Origin of the sequence: Corallococcus sp. AB038B (genome assembly GCF_003668955.1) — a bacterium.
Lineage (GTDB): Bacteria > Myxococcota > Myxococcia > Myxococcales > Myxococcaceae > Corallococcus > Corallococcus exiguus.
In genome coordinates this window covers 1-22,003 of record NZ_RAWO01000024.1, presented here as the reverse complement: position 1 = coordinate 22,003, position 22,003 = coordinate 1, and the positions used below count along the sequence as shown (strand labels likewise).

General features: G+C 68.2%; 17 protein-coding genes and 1 pseudogene. 8 read left to right on the top strand and 10 right to left on the bottom strand.

The window, feature by feature from the left end:
- Positions 1-61: 61 nt before the first annotated feature.
- Entirely contained in the window at positions 62-1,225 is a 1,164-nt protein-coding gene (locus D7Y04_RS42060) for a LamG domain-containing protein (protein WP_121763013.1), read from the bottom strand.
- A 266-nt stretch (positions 1,226-1,491) separates the two neighbouring features.
- Positions 1,492-3,204 (bottom strand): right-handed parallel beta-helix repeat-containing protein, encoded by a 1,713-nt coding sequence (locus tag D7Y04_RS42055; RefSeq protein ID WP_121763012.1) that lies wholly within the window; start codon positions 3,202-3,204, stop codon positions 1,492-1,494.
- 185 nt (positions 3,205-3,389) lie between these two features.
- Here D7Y04_RS42055 and D7Y04_RS42050 point away from each other — a divergent pair, with 185 nt between their 5' ends.
- Positions 3,390-4,040, top strand: a complete 651-nt coding sequence (locus D7Y04_RS42050; RefSeq protein WP_120599445.1) for a hypothetical protein — start codon at positions 3,390-3,392, stop codon at positions 4,038-4,040.
- Positions 4,041-4,071: 31 nt separating this feature from the next.
- On the opposite strand, the gene D7Y04_RS42045 is transcribed toward D7Y04_RS42050, so the two are convergent.
- The 3 genes from D7Y04_RS42045 to D7Y04_RS42035 are packed head-to-tail and all read right to left on the bottom strand — an operon-like array spanning position 4,072 to position 7,617.
- Positions 4,072-5,262, bottom strand: a complete 1,191-nt coding sequence (locus D7Y04_RS42045) for an RICIN domain-containing protein (protein ID WP_121763011.1) — start codon at positions 5,260-5,262, stop codon at positions 4,072-4,074.
- A gap of 16 nt (positions 5,263-5,278) precedes the next feature.
- A complete protein-coding gene (locus D7Y04_RS42040) occupies positions 5,279-6,940 on the bottom strand; it encodes an alpha/beta fold hydrolase (protein WP_121763010.1) in 1,662 nt (553 codons plus the stop codon).
- A complete protein-coding gene (locus tag D7Y04_RS42035) occupies positions 6,937-7,617 on the bottom strand; it encodes an FKBP-type peptidyl-prolyl cis-trans isomerase N-terminal domain-containing protein (protein WP_158627688.1) in 681 nt (226 codons plus the stop codon). Before D7Y04_RS42035 ends, D7Y04_RS42040 begins: the two co-directional genes overlap by 4 nt.
- Positions 7,618-7,831: 214 nt before the next feature.
- Between D7Y04_RS42035 and D7Y04_RS42030 the strand changes: the two genes are divergently transcribed.
- The 3 genes from D7Y04_RS42030 (at position 7,832) to D7Y04_RS42020 (ending at position 10,703) form a co-directional block, all read left to right on the top strand.
- Positions 7,832-8,431, top strand: a complete 600-nt coding sequence (locus tag D7Y04_RS42030) for a TetR/AcrR family transcriptional regulator (RefSeq protein WP_121763008.1) — start codon at positions 7,832-7,834, stop codon at positions 8,429-8,431.
- Positions 8,432-8,468: 37 nt separating this feature from the next.
- Complete coding sequence (locus D7Y04_RS42025) at positions 8,469-9,410, top strand: alpha/beta hydrolase (protein ID WP_121763018.1); 942 nt, start codon at positions 8,469-8,471, stop codon at positions 9,408-9,410.
- A gap of 402 nt (positions 9,411-9,812) precedes the next feature.
- Positions 9,813-10,703 (top strand): LysR family transcriptional regulator, encoded by an 891-nt coding sequence (locus D7Y04_RS42020; RefSeq protein WP_120600226.1) that lies wholly within the window; start codon positions 9,813-9,815, stop codon positions 10,701-10,703.
- A gap of 69 nt (positions 10,704-10,772) precedes the next feature.
- On the opposite strand, the gene D7Y04_RS46880 is transcribed toward D7Y04_RS42020, so the two are convergent.
- The 4 genes and pseudogenes from D7Y04_RS46880 to D7Y04_RS42000 form a co-directional block, all read right to left on the bottom strand.
- A complete protein-coding gene (locus tag D7Y04_RS46880; protein WP_120600228.1) occupies positions 10,773-11,072 on the bottom strand; it encodes a putative quinol monooxygenase in 300 nt (99 codons plus the stop codon).
- Positions 11,073-11,084: 12 nt separating this feature from the next.
- Positions 11,085-11,411: pseudogene (locus tag D7Y04_RS46875) on the bottom strand (putative quinol monooxygenase); the annotation flags it as partial.
- 286 nt (positions 11,412-11,697) lie between these two features.
- Positions 11,698-13,314 (bottom strand): LVIVD repeat-containing protein, encoded by a 1,617-nt coding sequence (locus D7Y04_RS42005; RefSeq protein WP_121763007.1) that lies wholly within the window; start codon positions 13,312-13,314, stop codon positions 11,698-11,700.
- Positions 13,315-13,396: 82 nt separating this feature from the next.
- The gene (locus D7Y04_RS42000) at positions 13,397-14,206 is read right to left on the bottom strand and encodes an oxidoreductase (RefSeq protein ID WP_121763006.1); all 810 of its coding nucleotides are present in this window, start codon (positions 14,204-14,206) and stop codon (positions 13,397-13,399) included.
- 118 nt (positions 14,207-14,324) lie between these two features.
- Between D7Y04_RS42000 and D7Y04_RS41995 the strand changes: the two genes are divergently transcribed.
- Entirely contained in the window at positions 14,325-15,212 is an 888-nt protein-coding gene (locus D7Y04_RS41995) for a LysR family transcriptional regulator (RefSeq protein WP_120596724.1), read from the top strand.
- Between the two features lie 101 nt (positions 15,213-15,313).
- On the opposite strand, the gene D7Y04_RS41990 is transcribed toward D7Y04_RS41995, so the two are convergent.
- On the bottom strand, positions 15,314-17,185 hold the full coding sequence (locus D7Y04_RS41990) for a M23 family metallopeptidase (protein ID WP_158620702.1): 1,872 nt from the start codon (positions 17,183-17,185) through the stop codon (positions 15,314-15,316).
- Positions 17,186-17,414: 229 nt separating this feature from the next.
- Between D7Y04_RS41990 and D7Y04_RS41985 the strand changes: the two genes are divergently transcribed.
- The 3 genes from D7Y04_RS41985 (at position 17,415) to D7Y04_RS41975 (ending at position 21,880) form a co-directional block, all read left to right on the top strand.
- Positions 17,415-19,964: a hypothetical protein gene (locus D7Y04_RS41985; protein ID WP_147454606.1), complete on the top strand. Its 2,550-nt coding sequence runs from the start codon at positions 17,415-17,417 to the stop codon at positions 19,962-19,964.
- A complete protein-coding gene (locus D7Y04_RS41980) occupies positions 19,961-20,797 on the top strand; it encodes a hypothetical protein (protein WP_120596727.1) in 837 nt (278 codons plus the stop codon). Before D7Y04_RS41985 ends, D7Y04_RS41980 begins: the two co-directional genes overlap by 4 nt.
- Positions 20,798-20,932: 135 nt before the next feature.
- On the top strand, positions 20,933-21,880 hold the full coding sequence (locus D7Y04_RS41975) for a hypothetical protein (RefSeq protein ID WP_121763004.1): 948 nt from the start codon (positions 20,933-20,935) through the stop codon (positions 21,878-21,880).
- Positions 21,881-22,003 lie beyond the last annotated feature (123 nt).

Below are 22,003 nucleotides of genomic sequence, written 5' to 3'. Positions count from 1 at the left end.
GGTCAAAACTGGGGAGCCCGCGTTCCGAGGCAAGGCCCCAATCGTCGATCTCGAAATCCACTCAGGCCTTGCCGACCCTCTCTTCCCGGCGTCGGGGTGGGACACGCTCGGTATGCATCGTCGAGATCGGTCCGTCCCGGCCCGCCGCCGAATACACGGCGACCACATCAAGTTCGGTGCCCTCGGTTTCAATCACAACAAACCCCTTGAGAAAGCGGGCATCGACCCCGGAGATCTTGAAGATGTCCGAGCAGTCGATCTCCAGCGCTTCATCCGGGCCGAGGCTGGCACCAACGAACGCGGAGACAGGGCCGGGTTTCAAGCCAGGCATCCCAATGGCAACCTTCACGCGAAAGCCAATCTCCTTGTAGGTCGGGTTGTGCACGTTGATCGCGGTGAAGTAGGTCCCAGGCGCCACGATCCGTCCGGGGGATTCTCCGCAAACGAACTTCACCGCGTACTGGAACGTCACCCGTTCCGCGAACTGCGCCTGGTAGTGGGCCAGGACCCGCTCGGCGGAAAGCGCGGTGGCAAAGAGCGCAACCTCGTCGATGAGTCCATGAAACGGCCGGGGGCGGGAGGGATAGGTCTGGTTGCCAATCCCGAGGTAGCCATCCAGCGAAGGAGGCGGTGGGGAGGGGAACTTGAGCAGGAGGTCGCCTGCATTGGCTCCCAGGTCCGTCTGGCCCTCCAACATGCCGTTGAAATAGATCCGGATCTCCTGCCCATCGAAGGTCGCCACGATGTGGGTTTCCACGCCCTGCGGGACCTCGCTGCGGCTCCTGGCGGACACGTTGATGTCGAGGCCATTGAGTGCCGTCCTCACCCGGAGCTCGACGACCACATGTCCATCTCCTCCGTCGATGGTCAGGGCGTAGTCAGCGCGCTGCTCGTAGCTCGATTTCTCGAGGATGCGCTGGGTGTACCGGACGGGCCCGGGATTGGGCCCGGACCAGTTGATCTTGGCCTCCAGGGTGAGCTGGTGGGGATTGAGGGCCTTGCTGTTGGGAACAACGATTCGTCCCGTCAGGCCATCGAACAGCGCCGCCGTGTCCCCGCCCTTGAAGCCACTCAACCCAAGGGTGATTCCACCGGCGGAGTATTCTCCATGGTTGCCGTGCCCCGAGGCATCGACTGCCGTCATCGCTCCAGGGGCCTCTCCCAGGCGCCAGTAGCCAATCGGTCCATCCGCCAGGACAGCAGCGGCGTAGCGTTCAAGTGCCATGTCATCTACACGTGGTCATCAACGGCCAGCGCGCTCCTGGCTCAAAACTAAGAAGCCCGTTTCGCGTCGCCAGCCCCATGCGTTGGGCACTCCTGCTGGCGCACCCAGGCAGAGGCACGGTCAACCCGCTGCTGTCCGCCGTGGGGGGGAATGGCGAGCAAGCTATTGGAGTCCAGCCTGCCCAAGAGCCCCGCACCGGACCGCGAGCGCACGCTGCGCACCGGCGCCACCGTGTTGACCACCGCCGCGTTGGAGCTGCTGACGTGCTAGCGCGGGCCGTAGACGGGCAGGTCCGCTCCCGCCTCGAAGGCGCCCAGGTCCGGCGCCGGGCCGGTGAAACCCTCGTTGATGTTCGGCAGGGCCTGGCCCGCGTTCGCCGCGGCCGAATCCGCCCGGATGCGCAGGTCCGGCTTCGCATAGAGCGTCAGCGGGGCGGCGGGATACGCCACCGAGGTCGCGAACGCCGTGAGGTCCACCTGCACGGCATGTTGTTCGCTCGTTCCGGTCCGCAGGGTCTGGAGGCTGGTGAACGAGGTGGCGCCCAGGCGGCCCGTGACGGTGTCCGTGGTGGAGCCCACACCGTCGTAGTCGAGGCTCGAACTGGCGACCTCCAGGTCGGGGACGTGCAACACCCGGCCGGTGCCGCTGCTGTAGCCATTGAACGTGCCGCCGGTCCCTCCCAGGAAGAGGTTGTTGCGCGCGTAGAGGTGCGCCACCGGACGGCCCGCGTAGATGCCGAACGCATCTCCGTGCTTGACCACCGTGTTGTGCAGGAGCACGTCGCCCGTGCTGCCCCGGTAGAGTTTGAAGGCCACGTGCACCGCGTTGTAGATGGCATTGCGGACGAAGTACGTGGGCCCACCCAACCCCGGTTGCGACGACACCGCGATGAAGTTGTTCGTCAGTCGGTTGCGGACGATGCGGCAGTTGTGGAAGCAGAAGTCCGCCTCGATGCCGTCATCCGCGTTGCCGGTCAGGTCGTTGTTCAGGATGTCGATGCTGAACTGATCCACGGCCTCCTCGTCCTCCATGAGGGAGATGCCGTCCCGGAACCCCGTCACGCGGTTGTGCAGGATGACGTGCCCCGGCCCGTTGACGGCGATGCCTTCACCCAGGTTGTCTCCGCTGGCGCCGAGCGACGCCTCCGCCCACTGCGTCAGGCCCGTCACCACGTTGTCCGCGATGTATGCGTTCTCCGCGCGGGTGAAGGTCACGATGCCGTCGCCTCCATGGGCGCTGCTGGCGTTGATGGCGCAACGCTGGATGGCGATGTGCTTCGAGCCGTTGAAGCGGATGCGGCCGTTGACGGTGAGTCCTTCCATGTGGACGTGGGACTGGGCGAAGAGGTTGATGGCGCCGTTGATCACCACCCCGGTCGTCCCCCGGAGCACGATGGGCTTTCCTTCCGTGCCGCTCCGGGACCAATCAAAGCCAGCGTAGGTTCCCGCGCCCAACTGGAGGACATCCCCCGGCTGCGCGCTCGCGGCGACGCTGGCGAACGTGCCGGGTGTCACTGCCTTGACGGGGGCGCCTGCCATGGCGACCGGCACCGGGCGGGTGGTGGCGGTCGCGGTGCGAGTGGTCGACCCGCCATCGGGGTCCGTGAGGGTGAGCTCCAACTCGTAGGTCGTCCCCGGCTGGAGGTCGAACACGCTGCCGGAATGGCGGCCCGTCCAGCTGAAGCCCTCGTTGCTGCCCGCGGCCACGCGGCGCAGCGCCAGCGCTTCGCGCCAGGCGCTGGTGCCCGAGGCCCGGTAGCGGACCGTCACCACGCCATTGGCGTTGGCATCTCCGCTGAACGCCCACTCCACGGTCAGGTGGTGCAGCGTCGGAAAGGGCAGACTTGTCGCGCCGGCCACCGTGGCGTTGTCCCCGAGGCTTCCTCCATCGCCGCTGCTGCCCCCATCGCCGCTGCTGCCCCCATCCCCATGGCTTCCCGCATCACCGCTGCCGCCGTCGGAAACAAGTCCCCCATCCACGGGGTCGCCTCCATCCGGTGTCCCATCGGAACAGGCGACCAACGTCAGCAATCCAAGAACACAAGCAAAGCGCCAGGATGAAGGGGTCATGGGTTTCCTTTATCCAACCTTGGTCTGACGCGGTCCCTGAGGGCAATGAACCTTTGCACCGCGAAACAGCGGGGTAGAGGATTGCCCGAAGGCCCATGACGCCGGAAACCATGGCGAGCGAGCACGAACGGGGAGCGAAAGTGAAGGTCCTGAGGTTCGCGGTCCTGCTGGGATTGGCAACGTGCAGTGAGAAGTCCGTACCCCCGCCGCCTGGGCCCACCGCGAAGGCGGTGGTTGCGCCGCCGGCTGCCGAGGAGGCCGGGGACTCCGAGCCGCCGGTCGCGGTCCTCCCTCCCGCCGCCTTCCAAGCGCATCCCGCGCAGGTCTACACCGGGCCGCTCGCGAAGCCCGACCTGGCCGGAGGCAACGCGGAGCTGAAGATGTACCGCACCCGCCTCCGTCAGGCGGCCGCCAACGGGGTGAAATTTGGCGGCCGGTACGCGGTGATGATCAGTGGCTGTGGCACCGAGTGCATCTTCGGCTTCGTCATCGACGCGAGGACCGGCCACGTCCTGCCCCTGCCGGCCAGTGGCGAGGACTACCGGCAGCTCCAATTGGCATTCCGCCCGGACAGCCAATGGATGCGAGCCATCTGGATGGGCGGCTCCGAAAGCGGGACCGAGGCCTGCGTCCTGCGGGACTTCATCCTCGACAAGGGCATGTTCCGTCCGGTCAAGGACGAGGTCCTCCCCGGGGCCTGTCCCGAGCTGGGCGTCGGGACAGGCGAAGCCATGGGCCCGCGCTGAGCGCGAACGCCGCGTCAAAGGCCGCCGTCCCTCAAGGGCATGGGCTCACGGGAGCCACCTTCCACAGCTGTCCGGACACCAGGGCCTTCTTCGCGAGGATGGGCGTGGTGTTGGCCTTGCCGTCGTTCAGGATGTCCAGCGACAGGCTCTCCGCCTGGGCCACGTTGGTCAGCCGGAAGGTGCCGTTGAGCTCCGGCGTCACCTTCCACAGCTGCTCCGCCGCGACGGCCGTGTTGACGAGCAGCGGCCGGTTGCCCGCGGTATTGGCCAGGGACAGGCCATTGCCGCGCCACTGGGTCACCAGCCGGTACGCGCCGCCGGCCTCCGGCATCAGCTTCCACAGCTGCCCGGCGAAATTGCCCGACTTCGCGAGGATGGGCGTGGTGTTCTTGCCGTCGTTGACGATGTCCAACGACATCCCGTCCCCCTGCCACTGGGTCGTCAGCCGGTAGAAGCAGCGGGTGTCGAAGCCCGCCGTCGTCGTGGGGGCCGGGGGCGCTGGCTGGGTCTGCGGCACCTGCCACACCTTGTGGAGCATCGCGAGCGTGGCCGGATCATGCTTCGCCAGCTCGTCGCGCGTGTACGGCTGGAAGTCGTTGCGGCCGAAGAACGCCTCGCTCGTCTCCGCGAAGAACTCCGCCGCGTTGTTCATGCCGTAGGCGCGCTCGTACGTCACGGGCAGGCCGGGGCCGTTGACGCGCTCCACGCGCTCATAGGTCTTGCTCGCGGTGGCCCGGTTGAAGGCGGCCAGGATGTCCGCGTTCCCGTCGCCCAGGACCCGGTGCTGGTAGGCGTGCGCCAGCTCGTGCAGCACGAACAGGGGCATCCGCTGCGTCTCCGCCTCATAGACGAAGACGTTGGAGATCTCGACGCCCAGGGCCATGGCCGGGTTGCGGCCGTTCTGGCTCAGCCAGGTGGGACTGGGGTGGAACTCGGCCCTGGGTGGCTGGCCGGCGTACTGCGGCGACAACCACAGCGCCACCTTGCGCAGCTCCGCCACGGGCCCCGCCGGGACTCCCCGGACGATGTCCTTCAATTGCGACGTCAGCAGGCCGACGGCCTTGTCCGTCGCGGCCTTGTTCGTCGCCGGCAGACGCGTGTCGATGTTCACCGTCCAGCCTTCGATGTTCTGGGTCTGGTACGTCGGAGCCGCCGCGGACGCGAGGCCCGGGACCGCCAGCACCGCGAGGAACAGCCGGGAAAGCCAATGCTTGGGATTCATGTTCAGGGCCTTGGGTCTAGAGTTCCGCGCAGTTGAATTGAATGGGCTGCTTCGCCAGCGCCTGACGGATGCCACTGTAGACGGCCCCGCTCGACGCCAGGCCAATGTGCTCCACGAAGATTGCCGGGCACTGCTCCTGGACGACCACGTTGCACTTGAGCGCCTGTCCTTGCGCGTTCGTGCGGTCGCAGTTGTCCATGCGCCCGTTGGTCAGCCCGTCCGTGAAGACATCGAACTGCTTCAGGTTGTTGAGGTTCGTGTAGGCGATGCCGTCGTCCGGGACCCGCTGGTTGATCTCTTCCAGGAAGGGGCCCGCGCGCAGTTGGGTGCAGATGGGGCTGTCCGTGGGCTTGCCGGTGCACCCCACCAGCAGCGCGGCCAACAGCGGGTCCACGTGGGTGCCCTTGTGGGGCGAGCCCAGGCTGATGAGGTTGTCCACCAGTCGCCAGCCGAAGTCATGCACGTAGGTCCGGGCCGTGATGCCGCCCTGGCTGTGCCCGATGAGGTTGACCTTCTCCGCGCCGGTCTTCAGCAGCACCTCCGAAACGCGATTCTTGAGGACCTGCGCGCCCTCGCGGATGTCGATGAGTCCGCCCCCGGGCAGCTCGAAAATCTCCACGTAGTAGCCGTCCGCCCGGAGCCGCCCGGCCAGGATCCAGTACAGGATCTCACTCGCCACCGTGCCGCCCACGATGATGACCGGGTTCTTCCGCGTCGCGGGCACGACGACCGGCGGGGGCAGGGGAGTGGTGGTGAGGTTGCAGCTCACGACGCTGGCCTTCGCGGTTCCGGGGTTGGAGATGAGCGGAGGATCCGCGGCGAGGCAGGCCCACGAGCCATCCGCCTGCGGCCCCTGCTGCACCATGAACTCCGCGTGGACGGAGCCATTGCCCGCGAAGGACAGCTCGCAGCCGCCTCCCAGCGTCCGGCCCGTCCCCTTCGCGAACGACTTCGGATAGGCCCCCGTGCCCTGCGCGCCCTGCGTCACCGTGCACTGGAGGTTGGGCTTCGGCGTGACGGCCGTCGGGCCCACGCGGCACGCGACGAGCGAGGCCTCCACCGTGGCGTCCTGCCCGTGGTTCGGCGGATCCGCCGCCTGGCAATACCAGCCCTGACCGCCGGGCGTGGGCCGGGAGATGACCACGTTCTCCGCGTGCACGGAGCCATTGCCGAAGTGGGACGTGTCACAGCCGCCGGAGACCACCACGTACCCGTCGGTGACGAGGTTGGGGGTGAGGCTCACCTCGACGGTGGGGTTGCGGAGCAGGCCCGTCTTCTTCGTGAGCGTCGTGCACTGGAGCGGCAGCGGGGTGCCCCCTGCGTCGGTGGCCCGGCAGTACGTGACGGACGCCTTCGCCCAGGCCGGGTTGGAGACGAACGCGGGGTCCGCGCCCTTGCACCGCCAGCCGGAAGTCCCGTCCGGTGCGTTCTGCACCATCACCGCGGCGTGCACGGACTCCAAGCCGAAGCGCGACACCTCACACCCGCCGCCCACCCGGACGTAGCCCGCGGCCAGCTTGTCAGCGGGCACCATCGCCACGACCTTCGGGTTGGGCGTCAGGCCCGCGGCGGGAAAGCGCTCCTGCGAGGTCTGGCAGTCGAGCGTCTGCGCGGCGGCCGTTGAACCCATCAAGAGGAGTGCGGCGCAGAACCCCACGTGCAGCTTCGGGGCGCTCACTTCGCGACCTCGCGCAGGGTGATTTCGTAGACGACCGTCGCGTTCGGAGGAACCTTGCCGGGCAGCCCCTGCGCGCCGTAGGCCAACTGCGGCGGGAGCGCGAAGCGATACGTGCTGCCAATCGTCATGAGCTGGAGGGCTTCCTTCCAACCCGCGATGCCATCGCTGACGCCCACGACCGCTGGCTTCCCCTGAGCGGCGGAGCTGTCGAACTCCGTGCCCGTCCCGCCGACCACGGTGCCCTTGTAGTCAATCACCACGCGGTTCGCGGGGCCGGGCTTCGGGCCAGTGGTGGCCGTCAGCGCCTGGTACTGGAGCCCGCTCGCGGTGGTGACCACGCCCTTCTGGGCCTTGTTCGTCGCCAGGAAGGACTGGCCCGCCGCACCGTACTTCGCCGAGTCCGCCGCGCGCTTCGCCGTGCGGTTCTGGAGCATCGTGCCCTGCGCCCGCGTCCGCGCCTGGGTGAGCTCCGGTCCGCTCAGCAACGAGGGCTTCCCCTCCAGGTTGTCCCGGATGCCCTGCACCAACGCGTTGATGTCCAGGTCCGCGTCGGTGCGCTTGATGGACTCCGCGACGTCCTGGCCCAGTGCGTAGCTGTCCCGCTCCTTGTCGGTGCCCAACGGCGCCGCGGCATGTGCGGTCGCGGTGAAGAAGAAGAGGAAGGCAAGGTGCTTCATGGGGTGGAACTCCTGGCGGATGGAAACGGGAGGCGAACCCCACTGAATCCAAGGCACGTGCCAGCCCCGTTCCCCTCTGGAGCCATGAAACGGGGACGCCCCCTGACACGTCATGAGCCGCGCTGAACGCGTCAGGGAAATGCTTTGAGGCGCAAGCCAAGGCCTCACCGACGATGCGGTTGCACGAAAAGCACGACCGTTCTATGAAGAGGTCATGCGCAAGGGCGAGCTCACCCATCAGACCATCCTGGAGACGGCCGTCCGGCTGGCGAGCCGGGTGGGGCTGCAGGGGCTGAGCATCGGGGGGCTGGCGGAGGAGCTGGGCCTCTCCAAGAGCGGCCTGTTCGCGCACTTCAAGTCCAAGACGGAGCTGCAGGTCCAGGTCCTGGAGGCGGCCACCGTCGTCTTCACCGAGCGCGTCATCCGCCCGGCGCTGGGCAAGGCCCGCGGCGAGCCCCGGGTGCGGGCGCTCTTCGACGGCTGGCTCACGTGGGATCGGGACAAGGTGCTCGAGGGCGGCTGCATCTTCGTGGCGGCGGCGGCGGAGCTGGACGACGCGCCCGGGCCCGCGAGGGACACGCTGGTGCAGGGGCAGCGGGACTGGCTGGACTGCCTGGCCCAGGCCGCGCGCATCGCCGTGGCGGAAGGGCACTTCCACAAGGCGCTGGACGTGGAGCAGTTCGCCCATGACCAGTACGCGGCGATGCTGGGCTTCCACCACGCGCAGCGCTTGATGCGGGACCCCCAGGCCGAGGCGCGAGCCCGCCGGGCTTTCGAAGCGCTCGTCACCGCCGCGCGCACCCCGACTTCCTGACCCTGTCGTCGCAGTGTCCTTCGAGGAGGACCTCATCATGGCGGAAAATAGCACGAACGTTCGGACGAAACTGGCGCTGTGGGGTGTGAGGGCGGCGGCGCGGAGTCTGGGGGCGGTGGCGCCTGGGGTGGCGGCGGCGTGGTCGGAGCGGCTGTTCCTGACGCCCCAGCGGCCGCGGCGCTCGCGCACGGCGGAGGCGGTGCTGGCGCGTGGGCAGCCCCGGGTGTTGAGGGTGGAGGGCGAGAAGGTGGCGGTGTGGAGCTGGGGCGAGGGTCCCCGGGTGCTGCTGGTGCACGGGTGGAGCGGCTACGGCGGACAGCTCACGGCCTTCGTGCAGCCCCTGGTGGACGCGGGCTTCTCGGTGGTGACGTACGACGCGCCGGGGCACGGGGCGTCCTCCGGGCGCACCAGCTCACTGCCGGAGTTGGCGGGAATGGTGGCGGCGGTGGGGCAGGCGACGGGCGGGCCCTACGCGGTGGTGGCGCACTCGTTCGGCGCGGCGGCCACGGCGGTGGCGCTGCGGGACGGGATGAAGGTGGAGCGCGCGGTCTTCATCTCGCCGCCCGCGGATCCGCTGGCGGGCATCAGGGCTTTCGCGGACACGGTGGGCCTGTCGGAGGCCATGTGGCGGCGGATGGCGGCGCGAATCGAGGATCGCTTCGACATGCGGCTGGCGGACCTGGCGCTGCCTGCCTTCGCGCCAGGGCTGGACGTGCCGTTGCGCATCTTCCACGACGTGGGGGACCGCGAGGTGCCGCTGAAAGCAGGCGAAGCGGTGGCGCGCGCGTGGCCGGGCGCGAAGCTCACGCGCACGGAAGGACTGGGGCACTTCCGCATCCTCTATGCGCCGGAGGTGCTGTCGCCCGCGGTGGACTTCCTGGTGGAAGGACGGCCGAGCAACGCCTGGCCCGGGCCGGAGCTGCTGGCGTCGGTGGCGTCCGCGCGAGGGACGACAGCGCGCGGGGTGCACGGGGGCTGAGCCGTCGGAGAACGTCCGCGTGTCACCAGGGACCGCTGCCGCGGGGAGCGGTCAGGCCCTTCGTTGATTCCAGGAAGGGCCCACGGCGAGACGGAAGGGGCGGGGAGGGGGCCCCTTGCTTGGGTGGGTTGCTGGTGCGGCCCAGCGAGTGGGCGCGACAGCTCCACTACGTAACCCAAGCCAATGGGTCAGAGCAGTCCGTCCACACGATGAGCCCACAGCGCTGGTAGTCCTGCATCGACGCGCCGTCGTGGGCCACCACCGGGTGCGGCTCGGGCGCGGTGCGCTGCAGGTCGTGCAGCCACCGCGGCTGGTGCGCCATCGCCTGCGCATCCTCGCCGCCCAGCCACTGGAAGCCCGCGTGGGTTGCCTGTCCACCGACAACGGGCGAGCCTGCGTCGCATGGAGATGCATCAGGTCCGGTACTTCCTGGCGGTGTCGGAGACGCACAGCTTCACGCGTGCCGCGGAGCGCTGCCACGTGTCGCAGCCCACGCTGACCGCCGCCATCAAGAAGCTGGAGGCGGAGCTGGGCGGACTGCTGCTCCTGCGAGACCGGAGTGGCGCGAAGCTCACACCCCTGGGCCGGTTGGTGTTGCCCCGGCTCCAGCGCATCGATGATGAGAGCCGGAGCGTGGCGCTCATCGCGGAGAACCACCGCCGCCTGAAGCAGGTGCCCCTGCGCATCGGGGTGCTGTGCACCATCGGTCCCGCACGTCTGTCCGGCTACCTGGCGGCGTTCCGCGCCGTGGCGCCCGGAGTGGAGGTAGAACTTCAGGTCGGCACGCGCGACAAGGTGCTGCGGCAACTGGAGGAAGCGGAGGTGGACCTCGTCATCACCCACGCCGCGGCGCCCACGCCCGACTGGTGCGTCGTCACCCCAGTCTATGATGAGCGCTACCTGGTCGTGCTTCCCCCCGGACATCGCCTGGCGGCGCAGGACACCGTGCGGCTGGCGGAATTGTCCGACGAGCCCTACATCGACCGGCTCTCCTGCGAGATGCGCGAACAGGTCGGGGCGCTGTGCACGTCTCGAAAGGTGGAGCTGTACGCCAGCTATCGCACCGAACGTGAGGAATGGGTCCAGAGCCTGGTCGCCGCGGGCGTAGGCTTCGCCTTCATGCCCGAGCACTCGCTGATGCCGGGCGCCACCACCGCGCGGCCCCTCGTCGAACCGTCGCTCCAGCGCACCGTGTCCCTGCTGCGCTCGGGGGACCGCACCGCGCCACCGGCCGCGAAGCTCTTCTGGCGCACCCTCCTGGAGAGCGCGGGCCGGCCACGTCCCGGCGCCTGAAAGCAGACGGCGCGAGGCCCACCCCGTGAGGTGCGCCCCGCGCCCGGAACCCGGATGAAGCGGTGACGTTCAGCGCTTCACGGCGAGCACGTCCACCTGCTCGATGACTGGCGGCTTCGCGAGCAGCTCCGGCGCCTGCGCCATCAGCGCCGCGGCCACCTTGCCGCCCAGGTGCGCCTGACGGCCCGCCTCGTCAGGAAACGTGTCCACGATGCCGAACGTGGTCGGCGACAGGCGAATCGCGTACCAGTGCAGAGTGGCCGGCTCGTCGCGCACGATGGGCAGCCCGCCTTCCAGGAACTTCCGCACGTCGCCTTCCTTGCCCGGCTTCGCCTCCAGGATGACGACCAGCGCCTTCGAGTCGGTCACATCCGGAGTGCCCGGCGCCTTGACGGCGAGCAGCTCCACGGATTCGATGGACGGGGCCGTGGACAGGAGCTCCGGCGCCTGCGCCATCAGCGCCGCGGCCACCTTGCCGCCCAGGTGCGCCTTGCGGCCCACATCGTCGGCGAAGGTGTCGAAGATGCCGAACGAGGTCGGACCGAAGCGCAGCGCGAACCACTGCGCCGTCGCCGGTTCCTCGTGGACCAAGGGCAGGCCCCCCTCCAGGAACTTCTGCACGTCGCCTTCCTTGCCCGGCTTCGCCTCCAGGCGCACCAGCAGGCCCACGTGCACATCCTCTGCCTTCTGCGATTGCGTCGTCGTCATGGACTCACCCGTCGTGCTCTTGGAGGAAGACGCGCAGCCCCATCCCATCAGGGAGGTGGCCAGCGCGAGGAAGGCGATTCGGTACGGATTCAGAAAGGCATACATGGAAGGCTCCAGGGTCCAGGGGGAGTCGGGTGGCGCACAGGTGCGTCAACGCGACGGCGACGTGGACACATATAGACGTCGCTTCCCTCCACCGTGAGAGCCCGGCGCCAATGGATCGATAGTCATCCCCTATGCACGCAAGCCCCGGGGGAGGACAGGGTGCGGCCGCGGCTGCCAGCCCTCACAGTTCGTTGAAGACGAGCAGTCCCCGCGACGAGTCCACGACGTACACGTGACCGTCGCCAGGGACGCGGACGCCGTAGACGCCCTCGAAGAGGCTGTCGCCCCGGGAGGGGTCGCTCTCGCGGAAGGTGTTGTAATGCGCCACCTGCGTGGGCCGCGTGGGATTGGACACGTCCAGCACCCGCAGGCCCTCGTGGTACCAGGCCACGTAGAGCCGGGTGCCGCGCAGGATGAGGTTGTGGATGGACGTGACGGGCCGCATCCGGAACTCGCCCAGCTTCACGATGCGGGCCGGGTCGGTGACGTCGAGCACGCGCAGGTGGGAGCTGTGGAACTCGCCCCCTTCGAAGGCGAGGGTGCGGTTGGCGAAGGTCCCCACCGCGCTGTGGTGCGCGAAGCCGAAATCCGGGCGCGGGTACAGGCCCAGGTAGCGCACGTCATCCAGGTCGGTGACATCCATCACGCCGTAGCCGCCAAAGGCGTTGCTGATGTACAGGCGGTTCTCATACACGAACGCGTCATGCGGCCCCCCGGAGTCGAAGTCCCCAGGGATGGTGACGAGGGCGCGCAGCACGGGAGCCAGCGGCTGGGACACGTCGTAGACGTAGGTGCCGGTGTTGGGGACCATGGCGTAGAGCCGACCGCCGTCAACGAGCACCGTGTGGGCGCCAAAGGCTCCCGTCGGCAGGCTTCGCACAAAGACAGGCAGCGCGGGATGGGAGAGGTCGTAGACAAGGACGCCCCTGCTGCTGCTGGCCACGTAGAGGGCATTTCCCCAGGCCCAGACGCCATTCCAGAAGTTGTCCCCGGGCAGGCTGATGGAGGCCGTGAGGATGGGATTCTTCGGGTCGCGCACGTCGAAGACGGTGAGCCCTCCGTCTCGGCCCTGGTAGGGCAGTGAGACGACGTAGGCGTGGTCCAGGGTGACATAGACATCCACGGGCTGCCCCTGCGCGACGTGGCGTTCCGAGAGCAGCGTCAGCCCTCCGGAGGATTCGGGCTCGCCCGCCCAGGTGGCGACGCGGTGGGCCTCGAAGGTGCCCTGCTGCGACACCTTCCCCCGGCGACAGGAGGCGAAGCAGCCGGTGATGACGTTCGTCGCGGGCGTCTGACAGCCCACCAGGGTCATGGTGAGGCTCAGGCGCGTGTTGGTCCCGATGAGGGAGAAGCGCCCGTCCTGCGTGTCCCGAAAGCGGAGCGGCTCGTCGAACAACGTGCTCGGGCCTCCGTCACTCCGGAGCTGGAAGCCGACAGGGCCGGTGCTGATGAGGGTGCCCCCGTCCTCCAGGCGTCGCTCGTCCCGGGTGTTGGCCAGATAGATGCCCTCCTGGGGAATCCCGGCGAGCGCCGCCGGGGCGCAATCCGAGACATCGAAGCGGGACAGCTCCTCGCAGGCGCTGCTGGACGCGTCCCGCGAATCGAAGCCGCACGGCGCGAAGGGGCCCCGGTCCACCCAGTCTCCGTGCTCCTCCAGTTCGGTGTACGTGCCGTCCCAGACAAAGGGGCCGGCGTCCGGGGCCCCCGCGTCGAAGGAGGGGCGTGGGGGCGTGTCCTCGCAGCCGGGAAGGAGCTGGAGCACCAGGAGGGTCAACAGCATTCGGAGAGGGGTTGTCATGGGAGACCTTGCAAGAGAAGGGCACCCACCCAACGTTCCCACCCCGCCCGTTCCCTCAGCTCCCGGGAAACAGAAGCAGGGCTCAGGTGAAATCCGTGGAGAGCGAGAGGGCGCGATGGGCCTCCAGCTCGCGGGCGACGAAGGCGTTCTTCTCCTCCAGGGCCTTCACCGTGTCGCTGCCCAGGGCCAGCCGCAGCGGAGGCTGCTCCAGCTTCACCAGTTCCATCATCGCGGTCGCGAGCTTCGCCGGGTCGCCGGGCTGCTGGTGGTTGAGCTCGACCGCGCGAGACCGCATCGCGCCGGACGTCTGCGCGTAGTCGGGGATGATCCGCTCCGCGCGGGTGAGTGACGCCGCGTCCAGGAAGTCGGTGCGGAAGTAGCCGGGTTCCACCACCGTGACGTGGATGCCCAGCAGGGCCAGCTCATCGTGGAGCGCCTCGCTCAGGCCCTCCACGGCGAACTTCGTGGAGCAGTACACGCCCCAGCCCGAGGACGAGCGGTAGCCGCCAATGGAGGACAGGTTGATGACGTGTCCGGAGCGCTGCTGCCGCATGACGGGCAGCACCGCGCGGGTGACGGCGAGCAGGCCGAAGACGTTGGTGCGGTAGAGCTTCTCGATTTCGGCGGCGCTCGACTCCTCCACGCCGCCGAGCAGTCCGAAGCCCGCGTTGTTCACGAGCACGTCGATGCGGCCCGCCTCCGCCACGACGCGCTGGGCCTCGGCCTCGTCGGTGACGTCCAGCTTCGCGACCACCAGCCTCGGGTGGGCCGCCAGGGGAATGCTCTTGGGGTTGCGCGCGGTGGCGATGACACGGTCGCCCGCGTCGAGCGCGGCCTGGGCGATGAGGACTCCGAAACCGCGGGATGCGCCAGTGATGAGCCAGGTCTTCATGTGCGTGCTCCTCGTCAGGGGTTACGAGCGAAGAGATAGACCTGGACCATCCATGAGAGAATGCGCACGCAGAACACAAGACCGTTGAGTCCGGCTCAACAGCAGAAAGGCAGCCCCCATGCAGGCCGACGTCCGCGAGCTGACGGTGTTCCTGGAGATCGCCCGGCATCTGAACTTCCGCCGAGCTGCGGGGGCCCTGGGAGTGACGCCGTCCGCGCTGAGCCACAGCTTGAGGGGGCTGGAGGAGAAGCTGGGCCTGAGGTTGGTGCACCGCACCACCCGGAGCGTGGCGCTCACCGCGGCGGGCGAGCGGCTCGCCGAGCGGCTGCGGCCCGCGTTCCGGGACATCGACGACGCGCTCGATGATCTGAACACGTTCCGTGAGGCCCCCGTGGGGAAGCTGCGCATCAGCGCGGCCCGGGTGGCGATCCGGTTGGCCCTGCTGCCGGTGCTGGGCCCGTTCCTGGAGGCGCATCCCGGCATCGAGGTGGAGCTCGTCGACGGCGCCGCGTTCGTGGACATCGTGAAGGAGGGCTTCGACGCGGGCGTGCGCTTCCACGAACGCGTGGCCGCGGACATGGTGGCGATTCCGCTGGGCCCCCGGCTGCGTTCGGCCATCGTCGCCACGCCCGCGTACTTCGCGAAGCATCCTCCGCCGAAGACGCCCGGGGACCTGGCCGCGCATGACTGCATCCAGTTCCGATTCTCCAACGGCTCACGCTACGCATGGGAGCTGGAGCGAGACGGCAAGGCCCTGGAGGTGGAGACGCGAGGCTCGCTGACGCTGAGCGACCAGGTGGAGATCCTCGAAGCCGCGCTCGCGGGACTGGGGCTGGCGTATGTCTTCGAGTCGCAGGTGGAGTCACTGCTCCGGCAGCGGCGGCTGGTTCGCGTGCTGGAGGACTGGTGCCCGTCCTACCCTGGCTTCTTCCTCTACTACCCGAGCCGCAGGCATCTGCCACCCGTGCTCAAGGCCTTCGTGGACTTCGTGCGGGCCCGGACGTGAGTCCTCAGTGGCGGAGGTGATGCCCGCCGCGGCCGCTCCGCCGAACCGCACCTCGAAGACGCGCAGGTGCGGTCCGTCCACGCATGGCCGTGCCGGGACGCTCAGGGCTGGACGACGTTGACGCGGGAGGAGCCGAAGGCCTCCTTCTTCCAGACACCGTTGTCCAGGCCGCGCACGTACGGGGTGCCCTGGAACAGGGTGAGGTCATAAGCGCGGATGCCGCCCGGGTGCTCGGCCCAGGTGCTGCCGCTCGTGGAGAACCAGAGGCCGTCATTGGCCCCGATGCCCCACAGCATGCCGGTGGCGCCGTCCACCGCCAGCCGCTTCAGCGTCGTGGTGGCGGGCAGCTGCACGAAGGAGGAGCCGTTGTGCTTCCAGACGCGGTCATCCATGCCGATGATGTAGGGGATGCCCTGCGCGACCGCGATGTCCTTGCCCGTCGAAGCAGTCGGCGTCTGCGCGCTCCACACGAGGGTGGTGGGGTTGAAGGAGTAGACCTTGTCGTCCAGGCCAATGACCCAGACCTTGCCGGTGGACTCATCCACCGTGAGGCGCTTGGCCGTCTGCGACGTCTGGATCCACCCCGAGCTGGTGCCACGGTAGACGAAGTCGTTCATCCCAATCACATACGGAATCGTGGCGGTGACGGCGATGGCCTTCGCGCTGCCGCCCGGGTTCACGTCCAGGTAGACGCCGGTGTTGTAGGGGACACTCAGGCGGTCGTGGGTGGTGAGGACCGCGCCCGTGCTGCTGCCCACGGTCCACAGCTGGCCATTGGAGCCCAGCGCGAAGTCGTTGACCACGGAGTTGCTCAGCACCACCGGCGGGCTCGCCGCGGGCCAGAGGAGCGAGTTGATGTGATTGGGCGCCGCTCCGCTGGGAATGCCCACGCCGTTCATCGGGGACCAGGGCGCGAGCTGCTCCAACCCGAACCAGGGCGTCAGCACCGCCTGGTCGATGGCGTACGCGCTGTTGAGCGGGACGGGGCGCAGCGGGCCTCCGCACTGGGGGGACCACAGCGTCGACGACGAGTCCGACTTGATCGCCCCGATGTGGAGGTGCGGCTTCGAGGAGCTGCCCGAGTTGCCCAGGAGGCCCAGGAAGTCACCCTCATGGACCACCGCGCCCACGGTCAGCAGGCTGGGGTTGAGCGTGCCGGCCTGCATGTGGGCGTACCCGACCAGATACGTGCCGTTGTCGATGGTGAAGCTGTTGCCGCCGCCGTGCGACGCCGGGTTGACGGAGCCCACCGGGAAGTTGGTCGCGTCGGTGTTGACGAAGTCCGTCACCGTGCCCCCGGTGACCGCGTAGATGGGCTTGCCCCACTGCCGGTAGTGCTCGTTCTGCGAACCGTCGGTGCCCGGAAGCACGTCGGACCAGCCGGAGCCCGTCCAACCATAGACACCCACGTCATAAGCGAAGAGCTGGCAGCCCTGGACGCTCGCGCCGTGCACCGCGCCCATGCCCTGCCAGTATTCGTGGGGGCGCAGGTCGCCCACACGGCCCCAGAAGCGGTTGCTGCCGGACGGCGTGGGCGCCTGGTAGGCGGCGAGCGTGAACGTCTCCGTCACCGGGGTCGCATAGCCCGTGAAGAAGAGCCGCATGCGGATGCTGTTCGGCGCCGGGTTCGGCAGGATGATGTTCTGGGCGGCGCTGAACGACCAATTGCGGACCGCGTTCGCGGGCACGACGAGGCTGGTGGACATGCCCGTCAGCACAGTCGTGCCGGGAAAGTCGATCAGGATCTGGGTCAACGTGACGGACGTCGCCTCGTTGTTGCGCAACGCCAGCGCGAGTGACACCTGGTGGCTGGGGCCCGACCCGCCGAGGGAAGGGGACGCCATGGTGAGATAGCGGATGGCGCCTCCCTCCATGGGTTCGTAATAGGTCGTGACAGCCGGTGCCTGGGCGAGCGCGAGCTGTCCCCACAGGAGACTGGGCAACAACAGCAGCAGGGTGCGGAGCTTCATCATGGGGGCGGGGGTCCTTTGCTTGGAAGCAGGTCCACCCCAAAGCAACACGTGTACCAAGGCCCGCTCCCCCGGAAGTGCCCTCCCTCGGGGCCCGGGACAGCCGGGGGAAGCAAGGCCCGCAGGCAACTCCTGCACGACCACGGCAATCCTTGCCGTCGTCTTCACTGCCTCCCAGGGGGGAGCCAGACGGCATGCGCGGTGCATTCCGGCTGTTCGACCCGGAGGCATCATGCAACGCGTTCCACTCTTGTTGGCCCTCGCCAGCCTCATCCCCACGGGGGCCCTGGCGGCGCCTCACGTCACGAAGCTTCTCCCCCAGGACGCGGGGGTCCACTGCAGCCCCGCGACTCCGTGCACCCAGCCCACGGCGGACGGCGTGGTTTCCCCCCTGGAGTACGCCGACGGCAAGAAGTTCCCACTGCAGGACTACGTGAACGGGGGGCCCAACGGAGACCTGTTCCTCTCCGTCTCCGACAACGCCAGCTACACGGCGGACGAGTGCAACGTGGGGAAGCCCCAGAATCCCTGCCACGTGCAATCCCTGTTCATCGGCATGCGCCTGCCCAAGCCCAGGAATGCCAGCGGGAACTTCGTGGGCCTGGAGGGCACCGTCAGCGTCTGGTTCGATGCGAAGCGCGGCGAAACCCTCCAACTGGCCTCCGGCGCGCACGTGCCTCGTGACGAGGACCGGCGCATCACGTTGAGCTACTCCACCGTCAAGGGCTACGCGGATACCGTCCAGAGCAAGGGCAACCTCGGCGGCACGAATGGCTGGGGCGCGCTCGCGGCCCCCACCGAGGCCTGGGACACCACCGTGGTGGTGGCGAGCCCGGCCTCGGACCCGGCCCACGTCCACATCGAGTTCGAGATCAAACTGGCGCCAGGCCTCCCCGTCGGAGGCGCGAGCGAGCCGCTCCTGGCCACGGTGCGCAAGCTGGGACTCGGCATCGAACACATTCCCGTCCCGACGACCTCCGCGCAGACCGTGGGTGGCGGCCGGTTCCCCAACCGAGCGGGCCTGTCGTCCGGCGGCACCCTGACGGGCAACTGGGAAACGCTCGAGTTCACGAACCCGACACCGATTCCGCTCAGCTTCACCATGTGGAACGTGGGGCAGATGCCGGATGTGACCGCCTGGGTCGACGATGGCGGCTCGGGGGAAATCGATACCGTCGCCCAGCGGATCTTCCGCAAGGAGGTCGCCTGCATCTCCGAAATCTGGATGGCGCATGAGCGCGGCGAGCTCATCGAGAAGGTCAACGCGCTGCGCGCGGGCGCGCTGTTGCCGCCCATGCAGGCCGTCACCGAGCTGAATGACAACATCCTCCAGCCGTCCCTGTTCAGCACGGGACTGGTGTTGCTGTCCTCGCGGCAGATCCTCGAGGGTGGGGTGCACCACTTCCCCTTCGGCATGTGCACTGACGAAGACTGCGCCCAGGCCAAGGGCGTGCTCTGGGCGCGCATCGCCACGCCCGCCGCGACCGCCCCTGTCTTCGTCGATGAGCACGACACCCCCACTCTCGCCGCGGGGACCGACTACGCCGAGTTCGTGGACGTGTTCTGCACCCATGTCAACGCGGGAGAAAACACGGCGGGGCCCGACACCACCGCGCGCGAGAACCAGTTCTCCAACATCAAGGCCTACGTCCAGCAGGTGCGCCAGGGCGGACCCCTGACCGACCCCGTCTTTGGTTTTGACGTCCATGACGCCTTTCCCCAGGGCACCTGGCCGAGCGGCCTGGACCGCCCCGCCTTCCTGCTGGGGGACCTGAACACCGTGGGGCCCAAGGGCGTGCAGACCAACGTCGCCTTCAACCAGTACGCCGACATGGTGGGCCCTGGCCTCCTGGACATCAGCACGCTGAGCGAGTTCGACAAGGCCAACACCCAGTTCTCCGAGATGCGGGACCTGGCCCGGGTGGTCTCCGGTCCGAACCCGATGGCGGGCGGAACGTGGCTGTCCAGCGTCTGCACCGACAACGTGGTGAACGAGCTGGATGCCAAGAAGCGCCTCGACTACGTCCTGGTGTTCCCGGCCCAGGACACCTTGGACTTCCCCGCGTTCGCGTTGCTCAACGGCACCACGGCGAGCGTCAACCCGCACTTCGATCCCACCTCCGGCAGCGAGGACTCCGAGGGAAACCTCGTCCAGCAATGCCTGTCGGATCACGCCATGGTGGATGTCACCGTGCAGCTGGCGCGGGTGAAGGACGTCGTGAAGTACAACCCGATGAAGAAGCACCGGGTCGAGTACGCAGTGAAGCAGGTCACCGACCTGGAGACCGCGAGCGGATGCTGCGCGGACTGGTTCTCGCCGCGTGTGCTGATGACCGCCAATGGCTTCACGAAGCTGAACACCTTCCTGAACATCATCGAGGACCAGACCATCTACCCGAACTGGCGAGTGCACACGGGCGCCGACAGCCTCCTCCCGGACCTGCCGGTCGGTTTCTCGGGGGCGGTGAACATGACGTCGGCCATCTGGGAGTCGGACTCCGGCCCGAACGACCACTACGACTCCACGCCTGAGAGCAGCGCCATCCTGGATGCGGACGACAAGGACGCTCACCTCACCTTCTTCGCGAACAGCGGCGTGCTCCGCCGGGTGAAGGGCGAGTTGACGGCCATTGACTGGCTCGCCGGGGTGGAACTCCTGGGGAGCTTCATGGACGGCTACGAGAGCGGCATCACCGTGGAGACCGAAGGACACGACACGGCCACGGGCGACAACGCCCGCGTGCGGCACTACTTCAACGTGAAGGAAATGGAGTCGCCATGAGCACGATGAACCTGAAGTGCGCGGTGCTTGCACTGGTGCTGGGGGGCACGGCCCAGGCGGTCGAACCGATGGTGCCCTACGACAACTTCAACCCGATGAAGTCCAACCCTCCACGCGCGACGAAGATCCGCGGCATCGACCCGGCCCGGTGGGTGGATGAGCAGACCGGAACGCGGCTGGACTCCCTCCGGGAGCTGGCCTTCACCCGCCTGCGGTTGATGAGCCGTTCGGACACGGGGATGGGCCGCTACGGCCTGCGCTTCTCCCAGTCCCCGGCGGTGACGGCCATCGCGGCGAAGGTGCGCCTGAACAATGCCAGGAGCACCGGGTGCACGGCCCCGGCGGGAGCTCCGGCGGCCCAGAGCGCCGCCGAGCTCACGGGCCACTTCTTCAACACCCGGGGCGCGGTGGGAAGGAGCCTGCAGGACGACGTCACCGCTTCCCTCCGCATGGTCTCCCGGTCCACGGACCCCGTCGGCTCCCAGTCGCTGCGGGTGGAGGCTGTCATCGAGCGGTGCACGGACGCCTCGTGCTCGACCCGCGCGCGGCTCTTCACGGCGGACCTGGGCCTGGTCCACCAGGGCGAGCAGGCAGTGCTGCGGCTCCAGTGGGACGTGGCGAATCACCGCTTCGTGTTCCAGCGCGACACGCAACCGGAGGTATACGGCGCCTACACCGTGACGGACACGCACGCACCCGGCAGCTCGAGCAAGGCACTGGTGGTGACCCATGACCTGCCCACCTGCGCCAGCGGCACCCCGGCGCCCCTGGGGTATGCGAACGCGTACTTCCACGACGTGTTCGTGAACGAGTCCGCGGCGCCCGCTCCCTGACGGCCCTGAAATGGAAACCATCGCGATTGGATGTTTGTCGTTGGCCAACGCAAGGGGAGTCATGGACTTGCATTGCGTGGGTCACGACAGCCACAGTCGGCATGACGCTTCCCCTGTCTGTTGATGGAGCCCCCCATGCCCAGCAAACTGCGGCCGACTTCTTTCTCCAGCCCCAGCCCCAGCCCCAGTAGGAGCTCCAGTCCTGCCAGTGGCAGTGCTACGCCGACGCGCAGCCCGTCGCTTCCGCCCCAGACGCAGGCCTCTGCTTCCTCCTCGACGAAGCGCCCCCGGGATGATGCGGATACGTTCGACGCGGGCGCGTCGAAGCGGCCCAAGCGGGCCGCGGCCACGGGCGAAACGCCCCCCTCGGCCGCCGAGTTGTACAAGCAGCAGAACGCGGTGGGCCTGCAGGACACCCACTCCGCCCGCACCGGCGACATGTCGTCCCTGCGCACCACTCAGGACACACCGCAGGACGGACTCAACCTGCTGGCCCACGTCGGCAGTCAGGCGAAGGACAAGAAGGGCCTCTTCTACGAAGGCTCCGTGGAGCGGCGAGGGCTCGGGCCCCAGCAGGTCCTCACCGCGGTGCCGGACCGCGACAAGGGCGAGCACACCAACGTCTTCAAGGGCATGACCCAGGGCGAGCCCAGCTCCACGAAGTACCAGAAGAACCTGGGCACCGCCGACGGGGACACCCCCTACGAAATCCTCCACGGCATGGGCCATGGCGAAGGCGGCAAGAAGACGCAGTCGGCGCAGAACCTGGCCTCGGCCTCGCACGGCGCCAACACGGCCATGATTCCCGCGGACAAGGCCATTTCCGGCAACCCGGACATCCTCGTGGACACGCGCTTCAACGTCCGTCCCGGCACCCACCGCGCCGAGTCCGTGGACCAGACCTTCTTCCACAAGGACCGCCCCACGGAGCCCATCTTCCAGCAGCGCATCGACGGCGACCTGCCCAAGGTCACCACGAGCCAGTACAAACAACTCCAGAAGGACGCGGAGTTCCTCAAGGACCGCGAGCGCCTCTCCGCCGCCGTCGACCTGCTGAACCTCAAGGACGGCGGAAAGGGCTGAGGGGATGAGAAAAAATTAACGATTCTGATGCATCCAAAGGATGCATAAGCGCTGCTGTGCGAGCATGAATCGCCATGGCGGGGAGCAAACGGCCGCGAGTGCGTGTGCTCCGGCCGAAACGGA

Excerpts from the sequence above, each read along its gene's own strand:
- D7Y04_RS42000 (WP_121763006.1), bottom strand. The coding sequence starts at position 14,206 with ATGAAGACCTGGCTCATCACTGGCGCATCCCGCGGTTTCGGAGTCCTC.
- D7Y04_RS42020 (WP_120600226.1), top strand. The coding sequence starts at position 9,813 with ATGGAGATGCATCAGGTCCGGTACTTCCTGGCGGTGTCGGAGACGCAC.
- D7Y04_RS41995 (WP_120596724.1), top strand. The coding sequence starts at position 14,325 with ATGCAGGCCGACGTCCGCGAGCTGACGGTGTTCCTGGAGATCGCCCGG.
- D7Y04_RS42050 (WP_120599445.1), top strand. The coding sequence starts at position 3,390 with ATGACGCCGGAAACCATGGCGAGCGAGCACGAACGGGGAGCGAAAGTG.
- D7Y04_RS42025 (WP_121763018.1), top strand. The coding sequence starts at position 8,469 with ATGGCGGAAAATAGCACGAACGTTCGGACGAAACTGGCGCTGTGGGGT.
- D7Y04_RS42045 (WP_121763011.1), bottom strand. The coding sequence starts at position 5,262 with ATGAATCCCAAGCATTGGCTTTCCCGGCTGTTCCTCGCGGTGCTGGCG.
- D7Y04_RS42035 (WP_158627688.1), bottom strand. The coding sequence starts at position 7,617 with ATGAAGCACCTTGCCTTCCTCTTCTTCTTCACCGCGACCGCACATGCC.
- D7Y04_RS41990 (WP_158620702.1), bottom strand. The coding sequence starts at position 17,185 with ATGATGAAGCTCCGCACCCTGCTGCTGTTGTTGCCCAGTCTCCTGTGG.
- D7Y04_RS41985 (WP_147454606.1), top strand. The coding sequence starts at position 17,415 with ATGCAACGCGTTCCACTCTTGTTGGCCCTCGCCAGCCTCATCCCCACG.
- D7Y04_RS42005 (WP_121763007.1), bottom strand. The coding sequence starts at position 13,314 with ATGACAACCCCTCTCCGAATGCTGTTGACCCTCCTGGTGCTCCAGCTC.
- D7Y04_RS41975 (WP_121763004.1), top strand. The coding sequence starts at position 20,933 with ATGCCCAGCAAACTGCGGCCGACTTCTTTCTCCAGCCCCAGCCCCAGC.
- D7Y04_RS41980 (WP_120596727.1), top strand. The coding sequence starts at position 19,961 with ATGAGCACGATGAACCTGAAGTGCGCGGTGCTTGCACTGGTGCTGGGG.
- D7Y04_RS42030 (WP_121763008.1), top strand. The coding sequence starts at position 7,832 with ATGCGCAAGGGCGAGCTCACCCATCAGACCATCCTGGAGACGGCCGTC.
- D7Y04_RS42060 (WP_121763013.1), bottom strand. The coding sequence starts at position 1,225 with ATGGCACTTGAACGCTACGCCGCTGCTGTCCTGGCGGATGGACCGATT.